Origin of the sequence: Vibrio sp. Vb2960, from assembly GCF_033337665.1 — a bacterium.
Classification (GTDB): Bacteria; Pseudomonadota; Gammaproteobacteria; order Enterobacterales; family Vibrionaceae; genus Vibrio; species Vibrio alginolyticus.
In genome coordinates this window covers 184,765-200,363 of sequence record NZ_JAWORD010000002.1, presented here as the reverse complement: position 1 = coordinate 200,363, position 15,599 = coordinate 184,765, and the positions used below count along the sequence as shown (strand labels likewise).

18 protein-coding genes are annotated in these 15,599 nt (G+C 43.6%); 17 read left to right on the top strand and 1 reads right to left on the bottom strand.

Annotated features, from left to right (window positions below):
* Positions 1-274 precede the first annotated feature (274 nt).
* The 9 genes from R7O03_RS02905 to lafA all read left to right on the top strand — a co-directional run bounded on the left by R7O03_RS02905 (position 275) and on the right by lafA (position 8,485).
* Positions 275-1,093 (top strand): FliM/FliN family flagellar motor switch protein, encoded by an 819-nt coding sequence (locus R7O03_RS02905; RefSeq protein WP_005375039.1) that lies wholly within the window; start codon positions 275-277, stop codon positions 1,091-1,093.
* Positions 1,090-1,461, top strand: a complete 372-nt coding sequence (gene fliN, locus R7O03_RS02900; protein WP_005375038.1) for a flagellar motor switch protein FliN — start codon at positions 1,090-1,092, stop codon at positions 1,459-1,461. Before R7O03_RS02905 ends, fliN begins: the two co-directional genes overlap by 4 nt.
* A gap of 18 nt (positions 1,462-1,479) precedes the next feature.
* Positions 1,480-2,238, top strand: a complete 759-nt coding sequence (gene fliP, locus R7O03_RS02895) for a flagellar type III secretion system pore protein FliP (protein ID WP_005375037.1) — start codon at positions 1,480-1,482, stop codon at positions 2,236-2,238.
* Between the two features lie 12 nt (positions 2,239-2,250).
* On the top strand, positions 2,251-2,520 hold the full coding sequence (gene fliQ / locus R7O03_RS02890; protein WP_005375036.1) for a flagellar biosynthesis protein FliQ: 270 nt from the start codon (positions 2,251-2,253) through the stop codon (positions 2,518-2,520).
* Positions 2,520-3,296: a flagellar biosynthetic protein FliR gene (fliR, locus tag R7O03_RS02885; RefSeq protein WP_005375027.1), complete on the top strand. Its 777-nt coding sequence runs from the start codon at positions 2,520-2,522 to the stop codon at positions 3,294-3,296. The genes fliQ and fliR overlap by 1 nt, the downstream gene beginning before the upstream one ends.
* Positions 3,293-4,420, top strand: a complete 1,128-nt coding sequence (flhB, locus tag R7O03_RS02880; RefSeq protein ID WP_005375025.1) for a flagellar biosynthesis protein FlhB — start codon at positions 3,293-3,295, stop codon at positions 4,418-4,420. The genes fliR and flhB overlap by 4 nt, the downstream gene beginning before the upstream one ends.
* A 31-nt stretch (positions 4,421-4,451) precedes the next feature.
* Positions 4,452-6,542, top strand: a complete 2,091-nt coding sequence (gene flhA, locus R7O03_RS02875; RefSeq protein WP_239939045.1) for a flagellar biosynthesis protein FlhA — start codon at positions 4,452-4,454, stop codon at positions 6,540-6,542.
* A gap of 19 nt (positions 6,543-6,561) precedes the next feature.
* Positions 6,562-7,332 (top strand): EAL domain-containing protein, encoded by a 771-nt coding sequence (locus R7O03_RS02870; RefSeq protein ID WP_005375023.1) that lies wholly within the window; start codon positions 6,562-6,564, stop codon positions 7,330-7,332.
* Positions 7,333-7,633: 301 nt separating this feature from the next.
* Entirely contained in the window at positions 7,634-8,485 is an 852-nt protein-coding gene (gene lafA, locus R7O03_RS02865) for a lateral flagellin LafA (RefSeq protein WP_005375019.1), read from the top strand.
* A gap of 70 nt (positions 8,486-8,555) precedes the next feature.
* On the opposite strand, the gene R7O03_RS02860 is transcribed toward lafA, so the two are convergent.
* Entirely contained in the window at positions 8,556-8,843 is a 288-nt protein-coding gene (locus tag R7O03_RS02860) for a hypothetical protein (RefSeq protein ID WP_005375016.1), read from the bottom strand.
* 416 nt (positions 8,844-9,259) lie between these two features.
* Between R7O03_RS02860 and fliD the strand changes: the two genes are divergently transcribed.
* Genes fliD through R7O03_RS02820 form a run of 8 tightly spaced genes read left to right on the top strand, consistent with a single transcriptional unit; the run spans position 9,260 to position 15,526 of the window.
* Complete coding sequence (gene fliD, locus R7O03_RS02855; protein ID WP_005375015.1) at positions 9,260-10,606, top strand: flagellar filament capping protein FliD; 1,347 nt, start codon at positions 9,260-9,262, stop codon at positions 10,604-10,606.
* A gap of 32 nt (positions 10,607-10,638) precedes the next feature.
* Positions 10,639-11,025 (top strand): flagellar export chaperone FliS, encoded by a 387-nt coding sequence (gene fliS / locus R7O03_RS02850; RefSeq protein ID WP_005375014.1) that lies wholly within the window; start codon positions 10,639-10,641, stop codon positions 11,023-11,025.
* The gene (locus R7O03_RS02845) at positions 11,009-11,329 is read left to right on the top strand and encodes a hypothetical protein (protein ID WP_005375013.1); all 321 of its coding nucleotides are present in this window, start codon (positions 11,009-11,011) and stop codon (positions 11,327-11,329) included. Before fliS ends, R7O03_RS02845 begins: the two co-directional genes overlap by 17 nt.
* The gene (locus tag R7O03_RS02840; RefSeq protein WP_239939043.1) at positions 11,326-12,399 is read left to right on the top strand and encodes a flagellar hook-length control protein FliK; all 1,074 of its coding nucleotides are present in this window, start codon (positions 11,326-11,328) and stop codon (positions 12,397-12,399) included. The genes R7O03_RS02845 and R7O03_RS02840 overlap by 4 nt, the downstream gene beginning before the upstream one ends.
* Positions 12,400-12,421: 22 nt before the next feature.
* Positions 12,422-12,922: a flagellar basal body-associated protein FliL gene (gene fliL, locus R7O03_RS02835; protein ID WP_239939042.1), complete on the top strand. Its 501-nt coding sequence runs from the start codon at positions 12,422-12,424 to the stop codon at positions 12,920-12,922.
* A 12-nt stretch (positions 12,923-12,934) separates the two neighbouring features.
* The gene (locus tag R7O03_RS02830) at positions 12,935-13,663 is read left to right on the top strand and encodes a FliA/WhiG family RNA polymerase sigma factor (RefSeq protein ID WP_005375008.1); all 729 of its coding nucleotides are present in this window, start codon (positions 12,935-12,937) and stop codon (positions 13,661-13,663) included.
* Between the two features lie 10 nt (positions 13,664-13,673).
* Positions 13,674-14,531 (top strand): flagellar motor stator protein MotA, encoded by an 858-nt coding sequence (gene motA, locus R7O03_RS02825; protein WP_005375006.1) that lies wholly within the window; start codon positions 13,674-13,676, stop codon positions 14,529-14,531.
* Entirely contained in the window at positions 14,531-15,526 is a 996-nt protein-coding gene (locus tag R7O03_RS02820; RefSeq protein WP_318131441.1) for a flagellar motor protein MotB, read from the top strand. The genes motA and R7O03_RS02820 overlap by 1 nt, the downstream gene beginning before the upstream one ends.
* Positions 15,527-15,599 lie beyond the last annotated feature (73 nt).

The following is a 15,599-nucleotide window of genomic DNA, read 5'->3' as shown; positions in this document are numbered from 1 at the left end:
ATTTATTTGAAGTTGTTGTTACGCCATAAAGGCAATTTAAAAAATCTATAACAACTAAAACGCTCAACATTGTTATTTTATTTATTAAGCGATTTATAAAGAAAACTAACTCTTTTTAAATTTCATTAAAAGATTATGACTATATGAACAAAGCAACATGTGAACTAAAGTCACAATCTTAGAGTTTGGAGCTAAAAGATCATTAAAATTTCTGTGTAGACTACACGCCATTAAGTTAAAACACTTTCGATTGTTAACGCACGGTAAAATATAAATGGAAAATAGAGTTAGCGAGCCTATTTCTGATAGTCAACTACTTGATGTAGAATTATTAGGCAAACCTATTCATATCATTCGTGAGAAGCTCGATAATTTAATTTCAGAATCTTGCTCAAACCTTACGACTGAATTACAAAATTGGCTCAGCACAGGAAAAGTGGAAGCTAGCTTAACCTCAGTAGACTTGCACCGCTTTACATCGGTTGAGATGGACAAAGAGCAAACGTCGACCTATCAACATCAGGAAGGCGGCATGGTATTCATCCATGGTAACCCTCACACGCTAATAAAGTTGGCTGATAGATTTTATGGTGCAAGTGCAGAGCGTTCAGCCGCTACTCTGACGGCCAGTGACTTACGTTTACAAGAGCGCATCAGTCGAATCATCATCGGTTGGCTTGCTCCTGGTGAAATGTGGGACACGGGTGAGTATGAGACCCCTAGAGGAATTGGCATTAACGTTCAATTAAACATTGCGTTTGACGATCATCAAGGCTCAATTCATCTCAAGCTAGATGGTCATCTTATTCAAACGCTGATCGAGCAGCTTGAACTGCAGCCTGATACCGATTTGTTTCAACCTTTCTGTCGTTCTTTAGAGACGACCCCCGTTCGACTGAACGTTGTTCTAAGTAAAAAGAAGATGCCTTTAAGTGATGTGGTTGGCTTACAACCCAACGATATTTTACCTATTGAGCTTCTTAACACGGTTCCAGTAAGCATTGGCAACCAATCTCTATTTACAGGTCGTATTGCCGAGCAAGACGGCCAACTTGTTTTGATCTTTAACCCTGATAAGGAACCGCAGCGATGAGCGAAGCGCTAGAAACTAATGCATTCGACGCAGAAGAACTGAACTTTGATGATTTTCAATTAGAAGACTTTGAAGCCGAAGATACGCTCCAACAAGAACCAGCCACTGCGGAACGTGACCTTAGCTTTTTCAAAAGCATTCCTGTCACAGTCACGCTGGAAGTTGCGAGTAAGGAGATCCCACTTGGGGACTTAATGAAAGCGGGTGAAGGCACGGTTATCGAGTTGGAAAAGCTCAATGGCGAGCCTTTAGACGTGAAAGTAAACGGTTCTCTTATGGGCCACGCTGAAGTTGTCGTTGTCAATGATAAGTATGGACTTCGTCTGATCGATGTACATGACTCTGCATTGAGTGGCGTTGGTCAATAATCTTAGGTAGGCATCACAATGAAAAATCTGAGCGCTTGGCACCGTTGGTTACCTCTTTTGGTATTGGTGTCACTTTTGTTTGCTTTCCCAACAATGGCGGCTGACAACGGCTTAACTATCTTGTCCGTTTCTGATGGCGACACACAACAAGAATACAGCGTTAAACTGCAAATTCTGTTGTTGATGACGGCGCTCAGTTTTCTTCCAGCATTTATTTTGATGGCGACGAGCTTTACTCGAATTGTCGTTGTCCTTGCGATTTTGCGCCAAGCTCTTGGTCTTCAACAAAGCCCACCTAATAGAGTGTTGGTCGGGATCGCTCTCGCATTGACGTTACTGATTATGCGCCCTGTCTGGAGCGATATTTATGAAAATGCGTTTCAGCCATACGACAACGGCGAAATCACGCTAATACAGGCTTTTTCTGTTGCAGAGAAACCAGTGAGAGAGTTCATGTTGGCACAGACGCACCAAAGCTCTCTTGAACAAATGTTACGTATTGCCAATGAGCCTCTCGACCAAAACGTTGAGGATATTTCATTTGCCGTTGTCTTGCCTGCATTTGTCATTAGTGAACTGAAAACCGCCTTCCAAATTGGTTTTATGCTTTTCATCCCGTTTTTGGTCATCGACTTGGTTGTCGCCAGTGTCCTGATGGCAATGGGTATGATGATGCTATCACCTTTAATTGTCTCACTTCCCTTTAAGTTGGTGGTATTTGTACTCGTGGATGGTTGGGCAATGACAGTTGGCACCTTATCTGCCAGCTTCGGTTAACTAGGAGCAGTTATGACCCCAGAACTAACCGTAACGTTATTTTCCGATGCAGTATGGCTGATCATTTTGATGGTTGCCGTATTGGTTGTTCCAGGCTTAATTGTCGGTTTGTGTATCGCCGTATTTCAGGCTGCCACACAAATCAACGAGCAAACACTCAGCTTTTTGCCACGTTTGCTCGTTACCTTATTAATGGTGATTTTTGCAGGTCACTGGATGCTCCGTAAGATCATGGAACTGTTTGATTTCTTGTTCCACAACATACCAGGGATGATTGGCTAATGGCCATCACATTTGCAGAGCTCTCGGCGATACTCGGTCAACTCTGGTGGCCGTTTTTTCGTGTGGGAGCCGTATTTATTTCAATGCCTTTCTTTGGTGATGCAATTATTCCTGTTTGGGTTCGTACTTTACTGGCCCTCTCGATCGTTGTCATTACTGGACCGTTAATGCCACCCATGCCACAAGTCGAATTATTCTCTATGACTTCCCTGTTCCTTGCTTTTGAGCAAGCTATTTGGGGGGTAATGTTTGGGTTAATTTTGCACATGCTCTTTAACGTTTTCACCATGCTTGGTCAGGTGATTTCTCTGCAAATGGGCTTAGGTATGGCGATGATGAATGATCCTATTAACGGGCTTTCTGTCGCCATTTTGGGACGCATATTTCTGATTTTCTCAACCTTGTTGTTTCTTGCGCTAGAAGGACACTTACTCGTCATAGATATCGTGATTCAAAGCTTTGTTGTTTGGCCAGTCGGATCTGGTATCACATCGCTTTCTCTGCAAGGTGTTGTCAATATTTTCGGTTGGATGTTTGCCTCTTCACTAGCTTTGGCTTTACCCGCTATTGTTTCCATGCTTCTAGCCAACATCAGTTTTGGTGTAATGAACCGAGCCGCACCATCACTTAATGTCTATGCGTTAGGTTTTCCTATGACGATGCTGCTGGGTCTATTCAGCGTATTAATCTCAGTTTCTGGTGTTCCTGGTCGCTACACGGCGCTCGTTCACGACACCATTAGACACTTGAGTAACTTTATGTTGGGGGGAGCATGAGCGATCAATCTTCTCAAGACAAAACTGAAAAAGCCTCACCGCAGAAGGTAAAGAAAGCCCGCCAGGAAGGACAAATTCCTCGCGCGAAAGAGTTTACTACTGCGGTTATATTTCTAGCGGTGGCGCTCTACTTTTACTCTCAGCTTAATAGTATTTGGGAAAGCATGTCGGGGATCTTTCGCTACAACATGATGCTGACGCGAGCCGACCTAGAAAATCCTAAACAACTTGTCGAGCAATTGGGACAAAGTTTAGCAGTCATCATCGACATGCTATTACCATTGTTTACCGTCATTATTATCGTGACCTGTGGTAGTAGCCTTGTGCTAGGCGGCTGGATGTTCCGTCCCGCGAACGTGATGCCAAAGCTCAGCAAAATTAATCCTTTGAGCGGGATAAAGCGCATTTTTTCGACCCGCTCAGTGGTTGAGCTCTTAAAGTCGACGTTCAAAGTAGCCGTGATCTTCGGCATCTTATATGGCTATTTAGACAACCACTTACAGCCATTACTTGGCATGCAAAACCTCCCACTCAGCCAAGGTTTTTCTCTAGTAATGTCAATTCTGTTTGAAGGCTTACTCTTAATGGGCTTTGCATTGTTGTTATTTGGGGTTATCGACATTCCTTATCAGCGTTGGGAACACCTAAAAGAACTCCGCATGACGAAACAAGAATTGAAAGAGGAATTTAAAAATAATGAAGGTCGTCCGGAAGTAAAACAACGTATTCGTCAAATACAGCAACAGTTTGCGCGCCGTAAGATCGATAAAATGGTGCCGACGGCTGACGTGATCATCACAAACCCAACGCACTACGCAGTCGCACTGAAATACGAGCCTTCGCTTTCTGACGCGCCCTTTGTCGTCGCAAAAGGCGTAGACGAAACTGCTATGCACATTCAACGTATCGCCCGAGAAAACAAAGTGGAAATCATTAACTCCCCGCCACTTACCCGTTCGATTTATCACACGACGGCGATTGAACAAGCAATCCCAAGCCAACTGTACATCGCAGTGGCACATATTCTTACTTACGTTTTGCAATTGAAAGCCTTTCGTAAAGGTGAGGGAAAAGAGCCAATTCCTTTACCTCATTTTTCGATTCCAAAACATTTGCAGCACTGATTAACCCGCGTTTATCCAAGGACACGAAAGTATGCTTAACCGGTTAAAACAACTTCAAACATCAACCAAAGGCTACGTTGGCATTCCAATCGTCTTGCTAATGATATTAGCAATGGTGATTCTTCCTTTGCCTCCTCTGCTACTGGATGCGCTGTTTACCTTTAATATCGTCTTAGCAATCCTAGTATTGCTGGTCAGCACAACCGCAAAGCGACCATTAGATTTCTCTGTTTTTCCAACTATTTTGCTGGTCGCAACATTATTACGTCTCACATTGAACGTGGCTTCTACGCGAATTGTACTCCTAGAAGGACATAATGGTGGTGACGCAGCGGGTAAGGTCATTCAAGCATTCGGCGAAGTCGTCATTGGCGGTAACTACGTCGTTGGTATGGTGGTTTTCGTCATCTTGATGATCATCAACTTCGTCGTAATCACCAAAGGTGGTGAACGTATTTCTGAGGTTTCAGCCCGCTTTACGTTGGATGCTTTACCAGGCAAACAAATGGCAATTGATGCCGACTTAAACGCTGGCCTTATCGATCAGGAAACGGCTCGCTTACGCCGTAAAGAAGTCGCCAACGAAGCCGATTTTCATGGTTCGATGGATGGTGCATCAAAGTTTGTGCGTGGCGATGCCATCGCAGGTTTGTTGATTCTGTTTATCAATATCATTGGTGGTATCAGTATTGGTGTCTTCGAGCATGGACTCGCTGCGTCTGACGCCTTTAAAACTTATGCCCTACTCACAATCGGTGATGGTCTAGTTGCTCAAATTCCTTCACTACTATTGGCAACGGCTGCCGCGATTATCGTTACGCGAATTAATGATAGCGATAATGGCATGTCGGAAACCATGCAAAAGCAATTACTGGCAACTCCTGCAACGCTATTTACTGTCGCAGGTATTATGGCGGTAATCGGTATGGTACCGGGTATGCCACACCTAGCCTTTTTTGCGTTTGCTGGCGCATTAGCGTTCGCAGGGTGGCGTCAAATCAAGAAGCCAGTGCAAGACTCCCAGATTGAAGAGGTCGAAGCACTTTCACAAGCAATGCAAGACGATGATACACCGCTGACATGGGATGATATTCCTCACGTCCAAACATTATCACTTGCGCTTGGTTACCGACTCGTCCATCTAGTCAACAAAGAACAAGGGGCACCTTTATCACAACGAATTCGCGGTGTGCGTCGAAACCTTTCTGAACAAGTTGGCTTTTTATTACCTGAAGTTCGTATTCGTGACAACCTGAGCCTCAAGCCAAACCAATACACAATTTCTCTAAATGGCGAAGTCATTGAGCAAGGCTTTATTGAACCAGAGCGTTTAATGGCGATAGCGGTTGGCGAAACTTACGGTGAGGTAGATGGCATTTTGGGTAGCGATCCTGCTTATCAGTTGCCAGCTGTATGGATTGAGCATCAAGATAAAGCAAAAGCACTTAATATGGGTTACCAAGTTGTCGATGATGGCACTGTTATTGCCACTCATATTAGTAAAATCATGAAGACAAACCTTGCAGAATTGTTTACGCACGACGATGTGGAAGCAATAACCCAGCGTTTGACACAACAAGCCCCGAAACTAGCAGAAGCATTAGCAGCAGCACTTAATCCAGCGCAGCAGCTGAAAGTATATCGTCAGCTTTTATTGGACCAAGTGCCACTAAAAGATATTCGCACGATTGCCAACACAATGTTGGAATCCGCGGAAAATACAAAGGACCCGATCCTACTTGCATCTGATGTGCGCTGTGCACTAAAGCGTACGCTTGTTAACTTAATTGCAGGACAAAAGAACGAGTTAAATGTCTACGCACTGTCTGATGAGCTAGAACAAATGCTACTAACTTCACTGCAACAAGCACAATCTTCTGGTACGGTAACACTAGATAGCTTCCCAATTGAGCCAAACATTCTTGGTCAGTTCCAACAAAACTTGCCATTGATTAGACAACAGCTTAAACAACAGGGGCTACCTCCGATCCTTCTCGTTATGCCACAGCTGCGCCCTCTTCTAGCGCGTTACGCTCGCACATTTACACAAGGGCTGGCAGTATTGTCTTACAACGAAATCCCAGAAAACAAACAAATCAATGTGGTAGGAAACCTTGGTTAATCTTATTTCAACACATGCGATGTACGAACATTTGGTTGGTCTCGCAGTACAACACATCGTCACGGATGACGATCAATTAGTCTTTGATGCTTTAAAACACAATGATGTCCAACACGCATGCCAAGCAATTAGGGAAGCTCAATCAGGGGAAGTAGAATTCCAACACCTGACGTTGAGATTTGGTATGCGTGGAGAACAAAGTGTCTATCAATTCAAACTCTCTGAACAAATGCAGTACTGCCTGGATTTGTTCAGTCTTTACCTTGCACTAAGACAAACACAATTTCAGTTAGAAGCCTTTCATCACGACTTGATTAGTAATGTTGTCGTGCCGATTCGCGTGGATGCATTACTTTGGGAGCCTGGGGTTTATTTTCTCGAACAGACGATTCAATTCCACTCTTCTGCTTTTCAACATGTGATTCCTTCTCTTCAAGCTGATGAAACGTTATGTGATCGTGATAAAGTCGCCACACTCACCAAAAAGTTAAAAGAGAATGCATATTCACTTTGGTTTGAAGTCGCGACATCGCAAGTGAACTTCGAACGCGTCGCAGACTTTAGTCCCGATATGATCAAATTGTCAGTCACACTAGAGGATAAAGAAGAAAGACACGCTTTCCTACCTATTGCTAAGTTCTTAAGAAAGCATAAATATACTTGGGTTGCCGGACGTGTAGCGAGTCAAACGGAACTTAACCGCTATCGTTTATTGGGTGCCAGTTATTATTTTGGTTATTTCAGCGATATCCCAACCTCTCTCTCCTTTCAGTCTTTTGATGAGGAATAGTTGAAACTCAACCATTTATATTTAAAACAGCACGATTTATTCGTGCTGTTTTTTTATTTATAACGGATAACCACAAGATCATTGGGCAATAGTTTCTTTAACTTAACTAAAAAATTTAGGCTTATATGATGATTTTCCCGGTTTTCATGGAATACAAATCACTAAAAATCATCAATTTTTATCTTTTTTAGAAATTTTTTAATTTTCAAATTAATCATTAAAGCCGACCGACCGCCTCTAGTTAGTGACAAGGGAATATCCCGAGGCCTGAAAGATATAGTGACTAACTAAGGAGACTAAGATGGCTTTATCAATGCACACTAACTACGCTTCGCTTGTAACTCAAAACACAATGAACACAACAAGCGGACTTCTAAACACAGCAATGGAACGTCTAAGCACAGGCTACCGTGTGAACTCAGCTGCTGATGACGCTGCTGGTCTTCAAATTGCTAACCGTCTAGAAGCGCAAACACGCGGCATGTCAGTAGCAATGCGTAACGCACAAGACGGCATCTCTATGATGCAAACTGCTGAAGGTGCGATGGATGAAATGACAAACATCGTTTACCGTATGAACGACCTTGCTACACAATCGTTGAACGGTTCAAACAGTGCAACAGACCGTGCGTCTCTTAACAAAGAGTTCACACAGCTTACTGCAGAACTAAACAACATCGTAGACAACACTAAGTTCGGTGGTCAAAACCTTCTTAAAGGCGGCGGCTTCGGTGCAGGTGACGTAACATTCCAAATCGGTGCATCTTCTGCTGAAACATTGACTGTAAGCGCAAGCGCAGGTATCGGTGAAATCACTACTATCCTTGCTGATGCAGCAATTACAGATGGTATCGATGACGCGACTAAAGCAAAAGCAGCACTAGACAAAATCAGCGGCGCTGACGGTCTAGTAGAAAAAATTGGTAGCTCTCGTGCAGACTTCGGTGCGAACATCAACCGTCTTGAGCACACTATGGCTAACCTTGGTAACATGGTAGAAAACGTTACAGCATCTAAAGGTCGTATCATGGATACAGACTTTGCAGTAGAGTCTTCAAACATGACTAAGAACCAAATGTTGATGCAAGCAGGTACAACTGTTCTGTCTCAAACTAACCAGCTTCCAAGCATGGCAATGTCACTACTACGCTAATTACTTAGTTAATAGTGCGCTTAATTTAAATCGTCTTAATTATAAAGCCTTCCTATGGAAGGCTTTATTTTTATCTACGAATATAAATAGAGCTCGTATTATCTTTGTGAGATTCAGGCACTCTGAATCCGAACTTCAACATAATATTGAATAAAACCTTATTAAACAGTTCTAATTCTATCGTCTCTAATTTACTTCCTATTTTACTATCTCTAAGTTCAGGAAAATTGAACTTAGCTTCCTTTAAGATACTAGCTATCTCATCAGAATTGATGCTCTGTTTACTTAATAGTTTTTTGTTAATGAACTCTTCATATGCACGAGCACATTTCATCAATCGTAACGCAAATTCATTCATAACTGACATTCTTTGAAACGTAAAAAATTTAATTTTTAGTGAGAACACTTGCACATCGCACTATCAAAAATAATATCAGAACGCAATTAATGCACTCTGTAAGAATTATCTGAATCAAGCTGAAGTAAAGGCTGAATATAACGTCTAATTAAAACATCTCTCCTAATTAGAACCGTCAATACAATTAAATATTTTCTTTGTTTAGGTCGCCTTTTCTTATAAGGAAATTACTTTTTCCATGGAGGAAGGCGGAACAAACAAGGTGGAAACACCACTTCCTCCCAAGAAAACAAAATAGCTTTAAACCTTTGTTTTAATTGAATTTAATATACGGCACGCATCTTGCCAATGATAATTAAACTAAGGCGTAGCATTCAAAGTATTCAAGCCAATAAGAGATGAGAGGAGCACACCTCATGAGTTCTTTAGACCCAGTAAAAATGGCAACCCAATTCGCACAATTGGACACAAACCCATTCAAAAACCGTTACCAAGCGCAAGCTAATGTGTACCAGTCACAACTGTCAGCTTTTAATAAAGTTGAAAGCGCACTACGTGATTTTCGTACTGCAATGAAAGAGATGAATAACAGCACAAACAGCATCATCAAAAACAGTGCGACACTCTCTCAAGAAGGTAACTTTACTGCAAACGCGGATGCTAAAGCGCTAACGGGTAACTATCAGATTTTTGTAGAAAAAGTGGCAACGGCGCATCAAGTATCTACAGGAATGCCTGCAGACCTTGAGGCGACGACAGAAGTACCAACTACTGGATCTTTAGAATTCACCATCAACGGTGAAACAATGACTCTAGACTTGTCCTCCGTTGATGTTAATGGTGACGGCACTGCAACGATCAGCGATTTAGCCAGTGCGATTAACAATCACACGGACAACCCTGGCGTTAACGCCACTCTAGTTCGCTCGAATGGTCAAACACACTTTATGCTATCGAGCACTGAGACTGGTGTCGAAAATAAGATCAACGTATCTGCATCGGGTACTGGCCAAGCGTGGTTTGAAGACGCCTTCACCAACCTCAAGCAAATCAACGCTCCGCAAGATGCGGTTATGTGGCTAGGTGCAAAAGACTCAGGCCTGAAACTAACCAACGCAAGTAATACTTTTGAAGGTGTCATCGACGGTGTTGACATTACCGTATCTAAACCGCAAGCCGCGGGAGATTCTCCAATCGGTTTAAAAATTGGAGCTGATAGCGAAGGCACTAAAGAACAACTAGATAAGTTTGTGGAAACCTACAATGCCCTTGTTTCGACAATCGATCAGTACACCCAAATTGGCGGTGAAGATCAGAAACGCGGCGTGCTCGCTAGCGACTCGACATTGCGTTCTATTGAGAGTCAGTTAACGGGGTTAATCCGAGGTGAACACAATGGTATGCGCCTAAGCGAAATCGGCGTGAGCCTAGACCGCAACGGTAAAATGAAAGTTGATCAAGAAAAGTTCAAAGAAGCTCAACAAACAAACAGCGCAGGCTTAGAGGCGTTGTTTAATGGGGATGACGCTTTGCTAGATTCTCTTGACGCGATGGTAGAACCTTTCTTGAAGTTCTCATCAGGTACCTTCAGCACGCGTAAAGACGCAATACAGTCAAGCTTAGACCGAATCAAAGATAAACAAACCAATTTAGAGCGTAAGTACGAAATGTCGTACAACCGCTATCTCAAACAATTCACTCAAATGAATTCAATTATGACCCAAATGAACCAAACCATGTCCATGTTTAATGCTCAAAAATAAGACATTTGGTTCCAAATTTAGGAGAAATATTCATGCTTATGGATTCTGGTTACGATTCGTACCAACAAGTCGATCTCGACGCTCAAGCGGCAGCAGCAAATCCACACCAATTAGTCATCATGTTAATCGATGGCCTACTCGATGAAGTTGAACGTATTCGCGGCCACCTAGCCGCAAATCGTTTGGCTGAGAAAGGGAATGGAATCAACAAATGCATGAACATCTTGATTGGACTAACAAGTGCTTTAGATGATGAAAACGGCGGTGAAATTGCGGAAAACCTACGCCAGCTGTATGACTTCTGCCAAGTCGAACTTTATTACGCTAGCGTGCAAAACGATGCAAATCGCTTGGTTAACGTTGAGCGTGTAATGGGTAACATTCGTGAAGGTTGGATGAATTTTGGACAACAAGCATAAAGTATCGCCAGAGCGATTCCGTCATTTATCTCAGCTCATCCAGTTCGCCGCAAAAACGGCCGATTGGCATGCGCTCAAGCGGTACGACTTGCAGTTGCGAGAGCTTTTGATCAGTCACAAGCCTTTTTTGAAAGATCCTAAGCTTGCCCCTGAAATCCAGCGAGCGAAAACAGTGCACGCTAATGCTTTCGCAGTATTAGAGAAGTCGACCAACGAGTTGAAAAAAGAGATGAACATGGTCAATGACCATCAAGAACGCGCTATGGCCTATCAATTAGCAATGACCATGGAGCTAACTCAATGATCATACCTTCTTCAACTCAGCACTCGGGTAATTCGCCAGCTAACAATGAGGGTCACATCAAGCAAGCGAACTCGGTACACGGCTTTTCTCATGGTTTTAAATCAGGGAACAAGCAGAATGGTGAGCAAAACTTTAACTCTGCGTCAGCGGTACCGAGTTTTCACCTTACGGCCTCTACTTTGAACAGCGCAAACAAAGTACAAAGTCATGGTTTTGATACTGATGACCGCTCAGCTTCAGATCCGGATGCCAGCTTGACCAGTACACCAGGGTTAACAGAATCGACTGATCTTGCAGCGCAAGCTCAAGCTTTAACCCAGGGTATGATTACCATGGCAGAGAAGCAGGCTGAGAAACTAGGAAAAGCGTCATCTTTAATGACTGCGAGCGAAGTTAAGTCTGTTACTCAAGATTCGTCTAACGCTATGTTAAACACATCATCAAAACAAGATGTGAAGCAAAGTCTGCCGACTTCATCGAGTTCGCGTTTGCCTATCTCCGGTGCTGAGTTTCAAACTCTTTTGAATCAACCTGTTCAAGGCCAACCAACCGCATCTCTACTTCAAGCACAAGCTCCTACAACACAACCTGCACATTCACCGGTTGCGACGAGTCATGTTCAAGCTCAAGGCTCTGAGTGGGCAGCGGTGCGTGTTGATACCACTGCCGGAAAGTGGGGGGAGCAAATGATGCAAGTTTTACATGATCGCGTGACGCTCCAAGCTCAACAAAATGTACAAGAAGCAAAAATCCGCCTAGACCCACCAGACTTGGGGAAACTGGATTTACTTGTACGTGTTGAAGGTGACCGATTGAGTGTCCACATCAACGCCAATACCGCAGCAACACGAGAAGCTTTAATGCAAGTTTCGGAACGATTGCGTACTGAGTTACAAGAGCAAAACTTCGTTCATGTCGATGTCAATGTTGGCTCTGATCAAAACCAAGGTCGAAATGACCCACATGCAAACGAAGAAGACGCCAATATTTTCGCCGCACGAGAATCTGGTGCATTCCAAACCACGACAACAACTAACTATTCAGAACACTGGCTAAGCACTCAAGCTTAGTGAATCTTCGAGGAAAAAGGTTATGACCAAACAACAAATGATCGCCCTGTTTATCGCCATGATCATCACCAGTGCCCTCGTTTCGGCCGTCACAATTATGGGCGGAATCTGGTACTTAAACAAACACGCTCAAGAGTCACCTGACTCTGGTTCACTGATCGAAGACTCTCCACTGTCTTTTTTGGTCACAGAACAACCGACAAACAAAGGTCCTAGCTTCCATCCTTTGGACAAAGTCGTTTTGACCGTTAAAGGCAAGAAACAGACTCACTTTGTGATGCTAGAACTGGCAATTGAGACACGCCGCCCAGAGCGTATCAAAGAGATCGATGAATACATGCCTATGGTACAAAACTCTCTATTAAAACTGTTTAGCGACAAAACGTTTGATCAGTTACAGCAAGCGGGTGCCATCGATATTCTGCAAGACGAAGTGAAGCAAACGCTTCTACTCGCTTTTGCTAAAACAGACATCGTCCGAGAAATCGACGATGTTTTGTTGACTAAATATGTTGTGCAATAACGGAGCACAACCATGTTAGACATGAATGTACAAGACACTTACACCACAGAAGAGGAAGTGACAACACCGTCACGACCAATTGATGAAAACGCATTGCTACAACGTCATCAGGTCATGGTAAAACGCGTAGTTAACCAGCTGCGCGTTCATGCCACTTCTCACTGTAGTATTGAAGATATGCAGCAGATAGGCCTTATCGCTCTAGTGGAGGCTGGACGCCGATATGGCGATGTTGACGATCCTCACTTTCCTGCTTTCGCCGTTTGTCGAGTTCGGGGAGCTATTTTAGACGAATTACGCCGACTAGATTGGCGTTCACGTAAGACTCGTCAACAAGCCCACGAGCTCAACGACGTGACTCGAGATCTCACTCGAACGTTAGGTCGAATGCCAACGGATGCCGAAATCATCCAGGCTTTAGGGACGAATGAGCAAGATTATTACAACCGCCAAAATGCCGCTCTCGCAGGCGAGATGCAAAGCCTTGACCAACTGATGGAGAGCAGCGGTGATAGCTACATTGGCGGGCAATACGATGGCATGGAACATGAACATATTCGTCGTAGTTTAGACAGTGCTTTGGGTAAATTACCTAAGCGCGATCAACTGCTCCTGACTCTGTTCTATCAACATGAACTCAACTTACACGAAATAGCTCTGGTATTGGATCTGACACCACCTCGTATATGTCAGCTTCACAAACAAGCGCTGAAACAACTCAACCAATTAATGTCCTCTTAGGAGTCACAAGATGCAAAAGTTTTTTGGAGTGCTCACTATCCTGGTGTGCGTCTTCGGTGGATATATGTGGGCCGGTGGTAGCTTAGGTGCTATCTGGCAGCCAGCCGAATTCCTTATCATTATTGGCGCCGCTGCTGGTTCTTTGATCATCGGTAATCCGCCTCATGTACTGAAAGAAATGCGTCGCCAAGTGCCAGCGACCATTAAAGGTCCAACAGAAGAGCATGAGTACTACATGGAATTAATGGCACTACTCAACAACTTGCTAGAGACAGCGAGAAACCGCGGATACAAGTTTCTGGATTCTCATATTGAGGCTCCGGAGCAAAGCTCTATGTTCCTCGCTTACCCGACGATCGCAGAAGATCATCGCCTAATTTCTTTCATTACTGACAATTTACGTTTAATGGCAATGGGACAGATGTCGCCTCATGAATTAGAGGGACTGCTAGAGCAAGAAATCGAAGCAATACAGAACGAAATGCTTTTACCTTCACGCTCACTACAGCGTACAGCTGAAGCACTACCTGGCTTCGGTATTCTTGCAGCAGTTGGTGGCATCATTATCACCATGCAAGCTATTGATGGCTCAATCGCTATGATTGGTTATCACGTTGCGGCAGCTCTCGTTGGTACATTCATTGGTATTTTCGGTTGTTACTGTGGCTTAGATCCACTAAGTAACGCCATGGCTCAGCGAGTAAAACGTAATATGACTGCTTTTGAGTGCGTTCGTGCAACCTTGGTTGCCTACGTAGCGAAAAAGCCGACATTGCTCGCCATTGACGCTGGTCGTAAACATATTCAGCTAGACATCAAACCAACATTCAACCAAATGGAGAAGTGGTTAGCTGAACAGGAGGGATAATGCAAAAACAAGAGCATGTAGTGTTCAAACGTGCCAAAGTATACAGCCATGATGAGTCGTCTCATGGCGGCGCGTGGAAAGTCGCGTTTGCTGACTTCATGATCGCCCTAATGGCGCTGTTTCTTGTACTTTGGGTTATGCAGGTGGTAGACAAAGAAGAGCGTAAAGCGATTGTTGCCCACTTGCATAGTTCAAGCGTATTCGACAAGAGTTACGGCAACCCATTTGATACGTCACAAAGTATTTCTCCTATCGACTTGGCACAGGACTCTTCTGTGCCAAGTAAACACAACTCCAACCATGTAGTAAGCTCTTACTTTAAAGGTGATGGGGATGGACCAGAAATTGATTCTTTGATTCCTGGTAACTTCGATACTCAAGAGCAACTTGCCGCACTAGCAAAAGTAATTGAGCAAATGACTGCCCAAATTAATGCGCAGGGAAATGTAAACGTCACGGTGACACCACAAGGTTTGCGTATCGTCCTTCAAGATGATTACAAACAGCATATGTTCAGCCGTGGTGGTGCAGAACTTACTCCTTTTTTTGAAGATTTACTGCTCGCACTAGCACCTGTATTTCATCGTGTTAACAACCCTCTGATCATCAGCGGACACACAGATGCAATTCCATTTAAAAAGCGTTTTGGTCGTCAATCTAACTGGGCGTTATCAGCCTCTCGAGCAGACGTAGCAAGAAATACGTTAGTTGAAGGCGGTATGCCGGACGATAGAGTAATGCAGGTAACGGGTATGTCAGATAGAGCGCTGCTTAATCCTGATGAGCCAGATTCTAGCGAAAACCGTCGTATTGAGCTGTTTGTTTTAACGACTCCTGCCGCTAAAGTGCTTGAAACCCTTTTTGGCAACCACCAAGAAAGTGAACTGCAAAAAGCGAAAGATAAGGCTAAATTTAACCAACCAGTCATTCGTCAAGAAGTCATCAATTACTCCGGCGATACCGCCACCAGCGAAGTAAAAATTCAAGAATTATAATCTTAAAAGGTCACCACTCTGATGGTGACCTCTCTAACCAAAGCCTCTGTTACTGTGACTTTTTAGTTGAGTT

Excerpts from the sequence above, each read along its gene's own strand:
- R7O03_RS02905 (WP_005375039.1), top strand. The coding sequence starts at position 275 with ATGGAAAATAGAGTTAGCGAGCCTATTTCTGATAGTCAACTACTTGAT.
- fliN (WP_005375038.1), top strand. The coding sequence starts at position 1,090 with ATGAGCGAAGCGCTAGAAACTAATGCATTCGACGCAGAAGAACTGAAC.
- fliP (WP_005375037.1), top strand. The coding sequence starts at position 1,480 with ATGAAAAATCTGAGCGCTTGGCACCGTTGGTTACCTCTTTTGGTATTG.
- fliQ (WP_005375036.1), top strand. The coding sequence starts at position 2,251 with ATGACCCCAGAACTAACCGTAACGTTATTTTCCGATGCAGTATGGCTG.
- fliR (WP_005375027.1), top strand. The coding sequence starts at position 2,520 with ATGGCCATCACATTTGCAGAGCTCTCGGCGATACTCGGTCAACTCTGG.
- flhB (WP_005375025.1), top strand. The coding sequence starts at position 3,293 with ATGAGCGATCAATCTTCTCAAGACAAAACTGAAAAAGCCTCACCGCAG.
- flhA (WP_239939045.1), top strand. The coding sequence starts at position 4,452 with ATGCTTAACCGGTTAAAACAACTTCAAACATCAACCAAAGGCTACGTT.
- R7O03_RS02870 (WP_005375023.1), top strand. The coding sequence starts at position 6,562 with ATGTACGAACATTTGGTTGGTCTCGCAGTACAACACATCGTCACGGAT.
- lafA (WP_005375019.1), top strand. The coding sequence starts at position 7,634 with ATGGCTTTATCAATGCACACTAACTACGCTTCGCTTGTAACTCAAAAC.
- R7O03_RS02860 (WP_005375016.1), bottom strand. The coding sequence starts at position 8,843 with ATGAATGAATTTGCGTTACGATTGATGAAATGTGCTCGTGCATATGAA.
- fliD (WP_005375015.1), top strand. The coding sequence starts at position 9,260 with ATGAGTTCTTTAGACCCAGTAAAAATGGCAACCCAATTCGCACAATTG.
- fliS (WP_005375014.1), top strand. The coding sequence starts at position 10,639 with ATGCTTATGGATTCTGGTTACGATTCGTACCAACAAGTCGATCTCGAC.
- R7O03_RS02840 (WP_239939043.1), top strand. The coding sequence starts at position 11,326 with ATGATCATACCTTCTTCAACTCAGCACTCGGGTAATTCGCCAGCTAAC.
- fliL (WP_239939042.1), top strand. The coding sequence starts at position 12,422 with ATGACCAAACAACAAATGATCGCCCTGTTTATCGCCATGATCATCACC.
- R7O03_RS02830 (WP_005375008.1), top strand. The coding sequence starts at position 12,935 with ATGTTAGACATGAATGTACAAGACACTTACACCACAGAAGAGGAAGTG.
- motA (WP_005375006.1), top strand. The coding sequence starts at position 13,674 with ATGCAAAAGTTTTTTGGAGTGCTCACTATCCTGGTGTGCGTCTTCGGT.
- R7O03_RS02820 (WP_318131441.1), top strand. The coding sequence starts at position 14,531 with ATGCAAAAACAAGAGCATGTAGTGTTCAAACGTGCCAAAGTATACAGC.